The organism is Streptococcus oralis SK610 (assembly GCF_000257455.1).
Classification (GTDB): domain Bacteria; phylum Bacillota; class Bacilli; order Lactobacillales; family Streptococcaceae; genus Streptococcus; species Streptococcus oralis_CB.
Map to the genome: position 1 here is coordinate 69,347 of NZ_AJKQ01000031.1, position 14,182 is coordinate 83,528.

General features: G+C 40.1%; 12 protein-coding genes and 1 pseudogene. 2 read left to right on the top strand and 11 right to left on the bottom strand.

The genetic code is table 11. From position 1 onward, the window contains the following. Positions 1 to 19: 19 nt before the first annotated feature. The 3 genes from asnS to HMPREF1115_RS11450 form a co-directional block, all read right to left on the bottom strand. Positions 20 to 1,363: an asparagine--tRNA ligase gene (gene asnS, locus HMPREF1115_RS11440; RefSeq protein ID WP_000167131.1), complete on the bottom strand. Its 1,344-nt coding sequence runs from the start codon at positions 1,361 to 1,363 to the stop codon at positions 20 to 22. 151 nt (positions 1,364 to 1,514) lie between these two features. After that, complete coding sequence (locus HMPREF1115_RS11445; protein WP_000777436.1) at positions 1,515 to 2,693, bottom strand: pyridoxal phosphate-dependent aminotransferase; 1,179 nt, start codon at positions 2,691 to 2,693, stop codon at positions 1,515 to 1,517. Positions 2,694 to 2,702: 9 nt separating this feature from the next. Next, positions 2,703 to 3,179: a cell wall elongation regulator TseB-like domain-containing protein gene (locus HMPREF1115_RS11450; RefSeq protein WP_000776850.1), complete on the bottom strand. Its 477-nt coding sequence runs from the start codon at positions 3,177 to 3,179 to the stop codon at positions 2,703 to 2,705. Positions 3,180 to 3,297: 118 nt separating this feature from the next. Here HMPREF1115_RS11450 and HMPREF1115_RS11455 point away from each other — a divergent pair, with 118 nt between their 5' ends. Continuing rightward, the gene (locus HMPREF1115_RS11455) at positions 3,298 to 3,744 is read left to right on the top strand and encodes a MarR family winged helix-turn-helix transcriptional regulator (RefSeq protein WP_000816314.1); all 447 of its coding nucleotides are present in this window, start codon (positions 3,298 to 3,300) and stop codon (positions 3,742 to 3,744) included. A 91-nt stretch (positions 3,745 to 3,835) separates the two neighbouring features. Next, the gene (locus tag HMPREF1115_RS11460; RefSeq protein WP_000039638.1) at positions 3,836 to 4,384 is read left to right on the top strand and encodes an NADPH-dependent FMN reductase; all 549 of its coding nucleotides are present in this window, start codon (positions 3,836 to 3,838) and stop codon (positions 4,382 to 4,384) included. Positions 4,385 to 4,415: 31 nt separating this feature from the next. On the opposite strand, the gene yaaA is transcribed toward HMPREF1115_RS11460, so the two are convergent. The 8 genes and pseudogenes from yaaA to HMPREF1115_RS11495 form a co-directional block, all read right to left on the bottom strand. Then, positions 4,416 to 5,144 (bottom strand): peroxide stress protein YaaA, encoded by a 729-nt coding sequence (yaaA, locus tag HMPREF1115_RS11465; protein WP_000697762.1) that lies wholly within the window; start codon positions 5,142 to 5,144, stop codon positions 4,416 to 4,418. 79 nt (positions 5,145 to 5,223) lie between these two features. Then, positions 5,224 to 5,345 (bottom strand): annotated as a pseudogene (locus HMPREF1115_RS12185) (DUF3953 domain-containing protein). A gap of 96 nt (positions 5,346 to 5,441) precedes the next feature. Beyond that, positions 5,442 to 7,037 carry a hypothetical protein gene (locus tag HMPREF1115_RS11470; RefSeq protein WP_000821458.1) on the bottom strand — a complete coding sequence of 532 codons (1,596 nt, stop codon included), beginning with the start codon at positions 7,035 to 7,037 and terminating at the stop codon, positions 5,442 to 5,444. An 11-nt stretch (positions 7,038 to 7,048) separates the two neighbouring features. Then, positions 7,049 to 7,459: a peptide deformylase gene (locus HMPREF1115_RS11475; protein ID WP_000412246.1), complete on the bottom strand. Its 411-nt coding sequence runs from the start codon at positions 7,457 to 7,459 to the stop codon at positions 7,049 to 7,051. A gap of 104 nt (positions 7,460 to 7,563) precedes the next feature. Then, the gene (locus HMPREF1115_RS11480; RefSeq protein ID WP_000032427.1) at positions 7,564 to 10,260 is read right to left on the bottom strand and encodes a cation-translocating P-type ATPase; all 2,697 of its coding nucleotides are present in this window, start codon (positions 10,258 to 10,260) and stop codon (positions 7,564 to 7,566) included. Between the two features lie 218 nt (positions 10,261 to 10,478). Further along, positions 10,479 to 11,465 carry a glycosyltransferase family 2 protein gene (locus HMPREF1115_RS11485; protein ID WP_000086437.1) on the bottom strand — a complete coding sequence of 329 codons (987 nt, stop codon included), beginning with the start codon at positions 11,463 to 11,465 and terminating at the stop codon, positions 10,479 to 10,481. After that, entirely contained in the window at positions 11,458 to 12,489 is a 1,032-nt protein-coding gene (locus HMPREF1115_RS11490) for an acyltransferase family protein (RefSeq protein WP_000797214.1), read from the bottom strand. The genes HMPREF1115_RS11485 and HMPREF1115_RS11490 overlap by 8 nt, the downstream gene beginning before the upstream one ends. Before the next feature lies 1 nt (position 12,490). Further along, positions 12,491 to 14,101, bottom strand: coding sequence for a hypothetical protein (locus tag HMPREF1115_RS11495; protein ID WP_000608847.1), 1,611 nt, complete (start codon positions 14,099 to 14,101; stop codon positions 12,491 to 12,493). Positions 14,102 to 14,182 lie beyond the last annotated feature (81 nt).

The window sequence follows — 14,182 nt, forward strand, 5'->3', positions numbered from 1 at the left end:
TTATGGCGTTTTAGTCTTTTTATGGTTTGATACGGTGCAACATACGTGGGAATGGAATAGCTTCACGGATATGTTTTGTACCTGCTGCGAAAGTTACCATACGCTCGATACCGATACCAAATCCACCGTGTGGTACTGTACCGTATTTACGAAGGTCAAGGTAGAATTCGTATTCTGTACGATCCATTCCAAGTTCTTCCATCTTAGCGACAAGGGCATCATAGTCTTCCTCACGCATAGAACCACCGATGATTTCTCCATAGCCTTCTGGAGCAAGCAAATCTGCACAAAGCACGCGCTCTGGATTTCCAGGAACTGGTTTCATGTAGAAGGCCTTGATGGCTGCTGGATAGTTCATGACAAATGTTGGCACACCAAAGTGGTTTGAGATCCAAGTTTCATGTGGTGAACCAAAGTCATCTCCATGCTCCAAATGCTCGTAGTCAGCATCTTCATCGTTTTCATGCTCTTGCAAAAGGTCAATGGCTTGATCGTAAGTGATGCGTTTGAATGGCTCTGCAATGTAGCGTTTCAAGAGCTCTGTATCACGTTCCAAGGTTTCCAAGGCTTGAGGTGCACGGTCAAGAACACCTTGAAGAAGGGCTTTTACGTAAGCTTCTTGCAAGTCAAGTGACTCATCATGTGTCAAGTAAGAGTACTCCGCATCCATCATCCAGAACTCAGTCAAGTGACGGCGTGTTTTTGATTTTTCAGCACGGAATACTGGACCAAAGTCAAAGACACGACCAAGAGCCATAGCCCCTGCTTCTAGGTAAAGCTGACCTGATTGGCTCAAGTAGGCTGGTGTTCCAAAGTAATCTGTTTCAAAGAGTTCAGTTGAATCTTCTGCTGCGTTTCCTGAAAGAATTGGGCTATCAAATTTCATGAAGCCGTTCTTGTCGAAAAACTCATAAGTCGCATAGATAATCGCGTTACGGATTTGCATAACCGCTACTTGCTTACGAGAGCGGAGCCACAAGTGACGGTTGTCCATCAAGAAGTCTGTTCCGTGTTCTTTTGGTGTGATTGGGTAGTCTTGAGATTCACCGATCACTTCGATGTCTGTAATATCCAACTCATAGCCAAACTTAGAACGTTCGTCTTCTTTGACAATTCCTGTCACATAAACAGAAGTTTCTTGGCTTAGGCGTTTAATCGTATCAAACTTCTCTAGCCCCACTTCCTCACCGAACTTTTCAATAAAGTTTGGTTTAAATGCTACACCTTGGAAGAAGGCTGTCCCATCACGCAATTGCAAGAAGGCAATTTTCCCTTTTCCAGATTTGTTGGCAACCCAGGCTCCGATGGTCACTTCTTGACCAACGTAGTCTTTTACATCGATAATTGTTACACGTTTTGTCATAATCTATCTTCCTTTTTTCGTTTAACTTGTCCGAAGACATCATTACCCACTATTTTACCATAAATAGACTGCGATAGCTAGGTTCTACTAGAGAAAATCGCGAGATTTTCGTTACAAAAAATCTTCGCTAAAAAGGCGAAGATTCTAAGTTTTATTTTTCCATAAACCGATGCAAACGGTGAATAGCTTCTTTTAAAGTATCCATGTCTGTGGCATAGCTGAGACGAACATTTTCTGGTGCTCCAAATCCAGCTCCTGTAATCAAGGCAAGGCCGACTTCTTCGAGAATAGCCGTTGTAAACTCTGTCACATCGGTATACCCCTTCATCTCCATCGCTTTTTTAACATTCGGGAAGAGATAGAAGGCTCCTTGGGGCTTGACAACTTCAAATCCTGGCACTTTGCACAAGAGTGGATAAATGGTATTCAAACGCTCTTCAAAGGCTTGGCGCATGGTTTCAACAGAGTCTTGCGGTCCAGTCAGGGCTTCAATGGTAGCATATTGCGATACGGCAGTCAAGTTAGAGGTTGTTTGTCCTGTTAGTTTGCTCATAGCAGCGATAATTTCAGGATTTCCCACAGCATAACCTACCCGCCAACCAGTCATGGCATAGGCCTTAGATACACCATTAATCACGATGGTTTGCTTGCGAATGGCTTCTGACAGACTAGAAATTGGAACAAATTCGTTCCCGTTATAAACCAGACGTCCATAAATATCATCTGCTAGGATAAGGACATCATGCGCAACAGCCCAATTTCCGATAGCCATGAGTTCCTCACGAGAGTAAATCATACCAGTCGGATTCGATGGTGAATTGAGAACCAAGACCTTGGTCTTATCTGTTCGGGCTGCTTCTAGCTGCTCTACTGTTACTTTAAAGTGATTGTCTTCCTTAGCCTGGACAAAGACTGGCACACCTTCTGCCATCTTGACCTGGTCTCCATAGCTGACCCAGTATGGTGTAGGAATGATGACCTCATCACCTGGATTGACCACAGCCATAAAGAAGGTGTAGAGAGAGAACTTAGCACCAGTGGCAAAGGTAACCTCGTTAGCCGCTACGGAATACCCGTAGTAGCGTTCAAAATAGGTATTAACCGCAGCCTTTAAGTCTGGCAGACCTGAAGCAACTGTATAAAAGGAAGCTCGTCCATCACGAATCGCTTCTATCGCTGCATCCTGAATGTTTTCAGGAGTATGAAAATCAGGCTGTCCCAAGGTTAAGAAAAGAACATCTTTTCCCTGAGCTTTTAATGCTTTGGCTCTTGCATCACTGGCTAGAGTGACGCTTTCTTCCATCTCTAGTACACGTTTGGATAGTTTCATATGCCCTCCTTATTGGATCACTGCTCCTGTTTCAAAGTCGACCAGATAGTACTGGTTTCCTGACTTAACTTCCCAAATCGGCTTGTCCTGATAACGACCAAAGGTGATCTTATCAATGTCGCTAGCTCCTTTTTCCCTCGAAATCGTCGCTGCCTTGTCTTGAGAAATCCCCTTATCAAGCTGATAAACATAAATCTTGTGGTCATTCTTTTCAATCAGTACGGCAATGGCCTCTTGCTTTTTATTATGTCCCAGAACACTGTAATAGCCCTCTAGACCATTGTAGAAATCAACCTGATCTACCTGTTCCAATTCTGCATACTGCTTGGCTAGTTTTTCTCCCTCAAGTCTAGCATCTTGATAGGGTTTCATGCTGAGTGATATCAGATAAAGGAAGGAAGTCGTCATGACTAGTACTACCAGAGCAATGCCGATTCCATACTGTATAAGTAGCTTGTTTTTTGCTTTTTTCTGTCTTAGTTTCACTCGTCTATTTTACCATCTCTCCTCCTTTATTACAAGTGAAGATAGGAACATTCTAAGATTCTTTTCCTGTAAAATATAAGTTCTTGTTTTTCTCTCTCATTATTGATAAAATAACCTTATGAAACAATATTTGAAAGAGAAAATTTCCGATAATCAACTAGACTTAAAAACAGCTATCATCCTCAATAAAGTCATACGGACTTTTAAACCATATGAAGCTAAGGCTGCTAAAGAACACGGGCTAACACCCACCCAATTTTCCGTTCTGGAAACCCTCTATAGCAAGGGGGAACTACGCATTCAGGATTTGATTGAAAAAATGCTAGCCACTTCTGGAAATATGACTGTTGTCATTCGAAATATGGTTCGAGATGGGTGGATTTCTAGAACTTGTGACCCCAAGGATCGTCGCTCTTTTTTCCTGAAATTAACACCTGCAGGACGCAGAAAAATCGAAGAGGTTCTTCCTGACCATATCGATTCGATCGTAGAAGCACTCAGCATCTTGGAAGATGGTGAAAAGGAAGATTTAATCCGCATTTTAAAAAAATTTAAAAATTTGTGAGCAAAATTATTGCTAATTAGTATCATTTGTTGTAACATAGATGGTAACAAAAGGGTTCGCTCTTTGAATTTTAAACTAAAGGAGACATATCATGTCTAAAAAAGTATTATTTATCGTCGGTTCACTTCGCCAAGGTTCTTTCAACCACCAAATGGCCCTCGAAGCTGAAAAAGCACTTGCTGGAAAAGCGGAAGTTAGCTATCTTGATTACTCAGCTGTTCCTCTCTTCAGCCAAGATTTGGAAGTTCCAACTCATCCAGCTGTAGATGCTGCTCGTGAAGCAGTCCTTGCTGCGGATGCTATCTGGATCTTCTCTCCAGTCTACAACTTCTCTATCCCTGGAACAGTGAAAAACTTGCTTGACTGGCTCTCTCGTGCCATTGATTTGTCTGATACACGTGGTGCTTCTGCCCTCCAAGACAAGTTTGTTACTGTCTCATCTGTAGCCAATGCCGGTCACGAACAACTCTTTGCGATTTATAAAGACCTCTTGCCATTTATCCGTACACAAGTCGTTGGTAACTTTACTGCCGCTCGTGTCAATGACTCTGCTTGGGCAGACGGAAAATTGGTGTTAGAAGAAGCAACTGCTTCATCACTTGAAAAACAAGCTGACGACCTTCTTGCAGCCATCAACTAATCTAGTAAAAACCAGCTCGAATGAGCTGGTTTTATGTTTGTTTCACAAAGACGAGTTCTAAATCACTTGATAAATCAGGTCGGTAATCAAAACCTGCAAAACTGAGCTTGCGAGCTTGTTCAACAGTTTGAACTTGCCCCTCTATCAAGGCGGTCAAAAAGGCACCACGGGCTTTTTTTGAAATGGTTGAGTGGATTTTTAACTGGCCTTCCTTGTCCTCCATAAATTTGAAGGTCACCATCTTTTCTCTAATTTCCTTAGAAAATACGGTTTCAAACTCTGATGATAGGAGGGAGAATATCAAGTCCTCATCCTGAAGTGCCTCATCGTAGGCTGACTTCCAATGACTCTTTAAAGTCTTACCAGCAACTTTTAACTTCATCAAGAAATCCAAACGGTGAGGAGCCATGGGAGATAAGGCAGGGACAACACCGTATAAAGCCGAGGTAATCAGGATATGATTTTCAAGATAGGTTTGTTCAGCCTCGGTTAACCCATCTCGTTTGATGTGGCGATACATGAGACCATCGAAGAGTTTCAAGGCTGGATAATATTTAGCCCTGTGATTTTTTAGAGCTTGAATATGAGCGTACTCTTCTTCTGCTTTCTCGGCAGATACCTTATAAAAAGTCTCTAATTCACTAGCTGAGTAATGCGCAAGTGAGTCAAGGACTGCCTGACTTTCTTCCCTCAAGGGGAGCGCTTCGATACAAGGATGGTCTGTGTTCATTTCTTTTGCTGTTGGGATTAAAATTTTCATATTGTTAGTGTAGCATATTTTTCAATCACGACCAAGAATTTCATCTTAAAAACCTCGGTTCATACCGAGGTTTCTCTGTTTATTTTGTCCATCCTAACCAGATAGCCGCGAGAACAAGGGCTGTGCCAGCTAAGCTTGTTAAGATAGATAAGAATTTATCTTTTTTCTCCTTGAACTAAGAAAACCTATTTTTATACTCAATGAAAATCAAAGAGCAAACTAGGAAGCTAGCCGCAGGCTGTACTTGAGTACGGCAAGGCGACGCTGACGTAGTTTGAATTTGATTTTCGAAGAGTATTATTGTACTTTAAAGGTCTTGAGGTAGTTATCTTTTCCAACTTGACCTTCAAAGGATTGGCCATTTTCAAGGTAAGGAAGGTCATCTGACACTGAGGCCTTGACCTTATAAATCTTGCCATCAACTTTGAAGAAGTAGACGGTATCCCCCTTGATGACAGCTGATTTAAGGTCTGAGACGATACCCTTGATGTTTTCTACCGTTTCATTATCCAGCTCGAGGTCGTTTTTATTGGCATACTTGCTGAGGAGTTCATCTACCGTAGTTGCTACGATAACGTTTTGGTACTCCACTGCATCGACCAATGCATACTCCTTGACCAAGCCTGCATTGTCCTTCAAACCCATGATATAGAGTGGTTTGTCATTGAGATTGACAAGGATAGGGAAGGTAGCCTTGTAGGCCTTCTCTTGCACTGCTCCCTCTGCAGAAGCACGGGCTGATTCTTCGGTTGCTGAAGCTAGATTGTACTTGGTGATTTCACCAGTGCGCATATTTTCAAGGATAAATCCTAGATTACTTTCGTCAGCATTTGCTGAAGTCACACCCGTGTAGAGATAAATGTCATTTCCGATAGAAAGATAGTTATAGCCCTCTGTCGTTTGGGTGACGTTTTTCTTAGAAATCAAGGCATTCCAGAAGCCATCTTTATACTTGCCGTTGTAGTTGATTTGTTCGATGGTTTCTTCTGCTGGATAGACACGATCCACCCATTCTGGGACTTCATCCAAGCTGTATTCCTTGGTTTCTCCATTGGTGGCATCCAAGATAATAACAGATGAAGGACGAGGAACTCCTAGACCAAACTGCTTTTGATAAACGGTTGCTACATAGAAAGGATTGCCTTCATCATCCACCTCAAAGGATGGCTTTTTAAAAATCTTGGTTGGGTACTTAATCCGAAGATGACGTTTAACATCGCGGTTAAAGTACTCGGAGTCTGAATACTTCATTGGCGTTTTTAAATCCACCAATTCCGCATTTCCTGTCACCATATCAACCTTGATATACTCACCAATTCCCTTGGACTGATTATTAAACCATTTGATCGAGTCGGCATACTCCAAAGGTGTCACCCGATAAGGTTTGCCATCAACCGTCAGCTGAGTGTAGGTATCTGCTGCCACATACTGGGAGACCTTATCCGTCAGAGAGCCTAGATAACGGTCTCCAATCTTTTCTGCAGTGCTCCGATCTAGGATTGGAACCTTACTGGTATCACTCTTAGGAAAATCTTTAAAATCTTTTTCTGTGATAGACACCACATTAGCATAATTTTTTGCTTGGAAAAAGCTAGAGGTTACTAGGCTTACCAGACCAGCAAGGGCAAACATGATACCTGCAGTCAGAAACAATCCTCTACTAAGTTTGGTAAAAAGGAATCCTTCTAGATTGAGATCTTTGGCAGCCTTGCCATGACGTACATGAACAGTTTTGAGGAGATTGGTATCCTTGCGGAAACTAAACAAAATCCCCATCACCACCAGATGCCCACAGAGAAAGAAGATGAATTCCCAGCTAGTCAGATTGAAGGGTGGTAAAAAGATATACCAAGTCGTTGCGATAAAAACAAGTTCAAAAAGTATGCGTTTCATCTGAGTTCCTCCTAAATAATCCGACCTTCCAAATGATCCAGTTCATGCTGGCAGATCTGAGCTGGAAAACCTGTTAGTGTAATAGTCTGTTCCTGCCACTTGCTATCGCGATAGGAAACCGTAATCGTTTCATAACGAGTCGTCGTTCGAACCCCAGTCAAGGACAAACAACCTTCCTCGGTCTCGTAAGGCCCTTCGTAGGAAAGGAGAACGGGATTAAACATGACCATGGGAACTAGGCCAAGATTAAAGATACTCACACGCTTCTGCACACCAATCATATTGGCTGCTAGACCGACACAGGTCTCGCGATTAGCCAGCAGGGTATCCTGCAAATCTCTAGCTAGATAAAGGTCTTCCTGACTTGCAGCTTTCGAGACCTGCGACAAGAATAAGACATCTCGGACAATTTTCTTTTCCATTCTCTTACGCTCCTTACATCTTTACTTTATTATAGCACAAAAGGGGGCAACTTCTAGTCCTTTCCCTCAAATGCAAAAAAAGCCATCCGAAGATGACTTTCTTTTTAAATCGCATTCTTATCAAGACCAAGTTTACGTTGAACAAACTTGACGATTTCGACGATAAGTATCATTGAGAAGCTTCCAGCTAGAACAATAGCCCATTGTGACAAGTCTAGTTTTGTTACGTGGAAAATACCTTCAAGGGGTTCTACAACAATTGTTGCCATCAAGAGAATGAAGGATACCAAGATAGACCAGTTGAAGGTCTTAGATTTGAATGGTCCGACTGTCAAGATGGATTGGTAAACAGACTTGACGTTGTAGGCATGGAAGAGCTGAATCAAACCAAGTGTTGCAAAGGCCATGGTGAGAGCATCCGCATGAATTGCTTGGTTGTCTCCTACATGGACTGGATAGGCAAGAGCAAGACCATAAACAGTCAAGACGAGTGCCCCTTGGAGTACACCTTGATAGATAATGGAACTCATGACCCCACCTGAGAAGAAGCTTGATTTGCGTCCACGTGGTTTGTGGGTCATAACACCTGGCTCAGCTGGTTCAACACCAAGGGCAATAGCTGGGAAGGTATCGGTTACCAAGTTAATCCACAAGAGATGAACTGGCTGTAGGACATCCCAACCAAACAAGGTTGATAAGAAGATGGTTAATACTTCAGCAGTATTGGCAGAAAGTAGGTACTGAATGGTCTTTTGAATGTTTGAGAAGACCTTACGTCCTTCTTCAACTGCGACGATGATGGTCGCAAAGTTATCATCCGCAAGAATCATATCTGAAGCTCCCTTAGAAACCTCTGTACCAGTGATTCCCATACCGATACCGATGTCGGCTGTTTTCAGAGCTGGAGCGTCATTAACACCGTCACCTGTCATAGCAACGACCTTACCTTGGTTTTGCCAAGCTTTCACGATACGAACCTTGTGTTCTGGAGATACACGCGCGTAGACAGAGTATTGACCAACGACTTTTTCAAATTCTTCATCAGAAAGTTCGTTAAGCTCAGCACCTGTCAAGACATGGTCTTCTGAGTCATTTTCATCGATGATTCCCAAACGTTTGGCAATGGCTTCTGCTGTGTCTTGATGGTCACCCGTAATCATGATTGGACGGATTCCCGCTTCCTTAGCGACACGAACAGCTTCTGCCGCTTCGGCACGCTCTGGGTCAATCATCCCAATCAAACCAGTAAAGATCAAGTTGTTTTCAAGATCTTCAGAAGTCAAGTTCTCTGGAATGCTATCAATAATCTTATAAGCACCTGCAAGGACACGCAAGGCTTGGTGAGCCATTTCAGAGTTATTTGTGTGAATTAAGTCATTGACTTGATTATCAATCGGAGCAACATCTCCAGCCTTATCACGAGCAACACAACGTTTCAAGAGTTGATCTGGAGCCCCTTTGACTGCTACGAGGAATTTACCATCAGGCAATGGGTGAACTGTTGACATGAGTTTACGATCTGAGTCAAACGGTAACTCAGCTACACGAGGATATTTCTCTAAAAATCCTTTGACATCGTAGCCCTTGTCCAAGGCATACTGGATGAAGGCTGTTTCCGTTGGATCCCCGATCAGGTTTCCTTCAGCATCAATCTTGGTATCGTTGGCCAAGACAACTGAACGAAGTAGTGGCATGTCCAAGCCAAGTTCAATATCATCAGCTGAGTCATGTAAGACTGCGTCATAGAAGACTTTCTCGACTGTCATCTTGTTCATAGTAAGTGTACCAGTCTTATCAGAAGCGATGATTTCAGTTGAACCAAGTGTTTCTACTGCTGGCAACTTACGAACGATAGAGTTTCGTTTAGCCAAAACTTGAGTACCAAGGGCAAGAACGATGGTCACGATAGCAGGAAGTCCTTCTGGGATGGCTGCAACAGCAAGCGCGACAGAGGTCATCAACTCACCAAGTGGATTTTTACCTTGAATGAAGACTCCGACTACAAAAGTAACAAGGGCAATGACCAAAATTGCATAGGTCAAGACCTTAGAAAGGTTGTTCAAGTTTTGTTTGAGTGGTGTATCCGTCTCATCCGCATCTTGGAGCATGCCAGCGATATGACCCACTTCCGTGTACATACCTGTATTGACAACAACACCAAGACCACGACCATAAGTCACGTTTGAGTTTTGGAAGGCCATATTGACACGGTCACCAATACCAGCATCTGCAGAGAGCTCGACGGTCAAGTCTTTTTCGACTGGAACAGACTCACCTGTCAAAGCAGCTTCTTCGATTTTGAGAGAGTTAGCCTCTAGCAAACGTAGGTCTGCTGGTACGACGTCACCTGCTTCAAGGGCAACGATATCTCCTGGTACCAATTCTTTGGAATCAATCTCTGCCATGTGTCCATCACGAATAACGCGAGCAGCTGGACTAGACATAGACTTGAGGGCCTCGATGGCTTCTTCTGCTTTTCCTTCTTGGTAAACACCAAAAGCAGCATTGATGATAACAACGGCTAGAATAATGATAGCATCTGCAATATCTTCCCCACCAGAAGTTATGACAGACAAGATGGCTGCAGCAACCAAAATAATAATCATCAAATCCTTAAACTGTTCGATAAACTTGACTAGGAGAGATTTTTTCTCACCCTCTTCCAGTTCATTGCGTCCATATTCAGCTAGACGTTTTTGCGCTTCGCTTGACGAAAGCCCTTGCTCAGTTGCTTCAACCGACTTCAAGACCTCTTCAGGACTTTGAGTATAAAACGCTTGGCGTTTTTGTTCTTTTGACATGTGTCTCCTCCTTGACATTGTGTGCAAAACAGACTCTCTTTCTGTCCTATCTTTTCACGACAAACAAAAAGAGACCTGTTAATCATAACAAGTCTCGCTGTTTAAGATAGCGCCGGAAAACATACTTTTCAGTATACAATTCGGAATGACGACACTATCACAGGTTTCTGCCAGCTACTCCCTTGAGTAGTACTATTATATCAAAATTTGAACAATTTTCAAGGGTTTAAATCTGATGAAACACTATCTGTATCAAAAGTACGATCGCTGATAATATACCTAGGACGACGTTTTGTTTCTAGATAAATCTTTCCAACATACTCACCAATTACGCCCAAACTAATCAATTGAACTCCACCAAGTAGGCTAACTATTGCATAGGTGCTCGCCCATCCAGCCACGACTGTACCAGCAAACTTACTCCATACAACCCAAATAATTAATAAAAAACTAAAGAGTGATGTCAGGACTCCCAGACTTGTAATCAACCTTATCGGTTTGATTGATAAACTAGTAATACCATCCATAGCCAAACCAAGCATTTTAGATAGGGGATAATGGCTCTCACCAGCAATTCGTTCATGGCGTTTATATGAAACGTAAGAATATTTAAAACCAACTAAAGGCATTAAACCACGAAGAAAAAGATTGACTTCAGTAAATTTTTCTAATTCCTTCAAGAATCTTTTAGAAACCAATCGATAGTCGGCATGATTAAAAACAACTTCTGCTCCAAATAGGCGTAGCACTTTATAAAAACCTTCAGCTGTAATTCGTTTAAAAGTAGAATCCGTATCACGGTTATCACGTACACCGTAGACAATTTCAGAACCACTTTTATATTCTTCAATCATTTTATCCATACAATTGATATCATCCTGTCCATCGGCATCAATGGTAATGACAATATCAGCAAACTGAATGGCCTCATACATACCTGCAAGGACACTACTTTGATGCCCCCTGTTACGACTTTGCGATACACCAACCACAGAAGGGATAGATTTAGCATAACTTTCTATCAGTTCCCAAGTTCGATCCTTACTACCATCATTTACATACATAATTTTACTAAGAGGATGGATTTCTTCCTTCTTTACTAATTGTTCAATTTTTTCAACAAACATTGGATTAGTATGTGGTAAGACTTGCTCTTCGTTATAACATGGAACAACGATATATAAAATTGGCTTGTGTCTACTCATCTCTTTCTCCTAATCTTTTTATCCCAAAAGGAAAGTTAGTTCCTCTAAACATCCTGACTATCAATTCACAGCCCAAAATTGTCAATATGGCTACAAAAACTGTCGTTATATATTGATTAACAAAAATTCCAGTATATTTAGTAGACAACTCTTTGACTAATTTTTCTACCAAAACCAGAACTATCGGCGAATGCACTCCATAATAAATCAATGTTTTTTGTCCGATTGATTTCATAATGGAACTCTCTGGAAGTGTTTTAAAAAATATAAGAACACTCCAAATTCCTGAAATAGCTGCCAAGTAAAATAAGAAATGATTTCCAATTTGCTGATAATACAAATCAACAATTTGATAGCCACTCACTCGATAGTTTAGTTTACTACTATAATTGGTAAGAATAAGTCCTATCGGTAAAAAGTAAATTGAAAAATACTTTTCTAATTGATGTAAATTATTCTTAGTCCATACTCCCAGCAAGATAAAAATCAGAGCAACAGGAACTAAATCAATATTCCAAATTAAATAATACTCCCTCTCATATACCTTCTGTCCGAGATAGACTAAAATCAAGAGAGATAGGATTATTATCAGCCACTGACCCAAATTCCATCTTCTCTTTAAAATAAAGTAACTGAAAACATGAGCCAAAAACATCACATTCAAAAACCATAATTGAAAATAAATATGCAACCGATCTGAAAGCAGTAACTGTTTTATAAAATGAAGAATATTGAAACTCAGAACTTGATCAGGGTACATGACAAAAAGTTGAAACAGAAAAACAAAACTATTTAGCAAGAAAAAAGGAAGGACTAAACTCTTTACTTTATTTAAACAATAGCCTGAGAAACTTTCATACTTTCTAACATTCAAAGTAAAACCAGATAAGAAAAAGAACAATGGTATGTGGAATGCATAGAGAAGCAACTTAGCATTATTTGGAACGAAGCTACTATGTCCAATGATAACTAATATAATCGCTAACCCTTTAGACATATCTATGTAACCAATTCGGTTCTTCATACTATCCTCCTGTTCCTAATTTTAATCGATAAACGCTCATATCTGAAGTTACAGATTCAACTTCCTCAAAGTAAACATCCTTCTGATAATGTTCTTTCATGATTTTTTTAACACTATCCATATTCCCTGATGAAGTGGACCAAAAGAAGAGAATATTCTGATTGTTGATTGCAGAAGATAACAGATTTTCAGGTTCTTCAACCCCGTATCTCTTCATTTGTTGATAATAATGAGGAGAAAAAGTTTGCCAATTTCCTAATGTTGTCGTATTTGTCACTAACTGATTGGGTCTTAATTTAAAAGTCGATAATGTAGGCTGTGAAGAAACCAAAGTACCATATCCACCGAAAACAATAAGTTTATCCGAATTCCTCTGTACAAGATTTTGGTACTCTGAGACTATTGACGATTGAATATAGGGAAACCAATACAGTTCTTGTCCAAGCTTATTTATCCATACTGCTCCTCCTAGTATTCCCATTATTTGTATGCTAAGGAACACCTTTCTCTTATCAAATAAACTTCTTTTTTCATAAAATGATCGAGCATAGAAAATAAATACTAATAAGAAACATACTATTAGAGGGATATATACGCGCTCTACTACCCTTTGTCTAACAAAGAGAGCTCCAATTAAAAGTAATGGGAAAATCGGTACAAACCATCCGTATAGTTTCTTAGGCTTAAAAATCAAAAACCAACTAATCAGCATTAAACAGAAGGTTGTCAGAATACTATTCTTAAAAAAATCTGATATCATCTGAGGCAGATTAAACGAGTATTTTTCTGAAAGGGAACGAACAGATTGAATGTTTGTTAAAAGAGTATTGCTTAAGGCTTTTTTTTCAGCAAATAACCAGTAGGTGGAAACATTCAAATCATTTTCACTTACCCCCAAAGCTTCAAATTCATTCGCATGTCTTTGATAATCAATAGCAGGATAATCTCTCAAATTCGTACTTAGGGCATTCCATGTCAAATACTCCTGTACGTCAGCTTTCCCTAGTGTATATAGTTTATTGGAAGCAAAAATCAGTAAAATGACGCTAAATAATAAAACAATTTCTTTTCTTTTTTTAGAAGCTATCCATTCAAAGAGCAGAAAAGGGAATAACAGTAACATAAAGCTTGATATAATTTGAGGTCGAATGGATAAACCAATGAACAATAGTGATAGTCCTGAAATGTACCTTTTGTCAAATAGTAAAAAAGTTGCTGCTGTAGCTGATAAATATGCAATAACGGAAAAAGAAAAATATTTAATAAGTACCAATTGGGCTAAAAACACTATTGGAAGCAAAAGATACAGTTTTTTCTTATAAAAAAATGATGTATATACGCTAAAACTAATACAGTAAATACTAACTAAAAAAATAAAATAAATATTCCAGTTTGTAACCATTTGTTGAAGCCAAACCAAACCTGAAGATAATAAAATTCCTATGTAGGGTAGTAACATATTTTCCCCAGATAATATGGTTTGGTTTACCATGATATCATCTACAACAGGATATTCAAAACCTCTAAATGATATATAGAGATAAAAAAATAAAAATGGCAAAAATAAAAAGATTAAACTAAGTAGCCTACTGACCATATTTTTATTTATCATTACAAGATCTCTTTCGAATAAATATTACCCTTCAATTCTACCACATTTCCTTATAAAAAACTAGCTTACCTCCAACCTTGT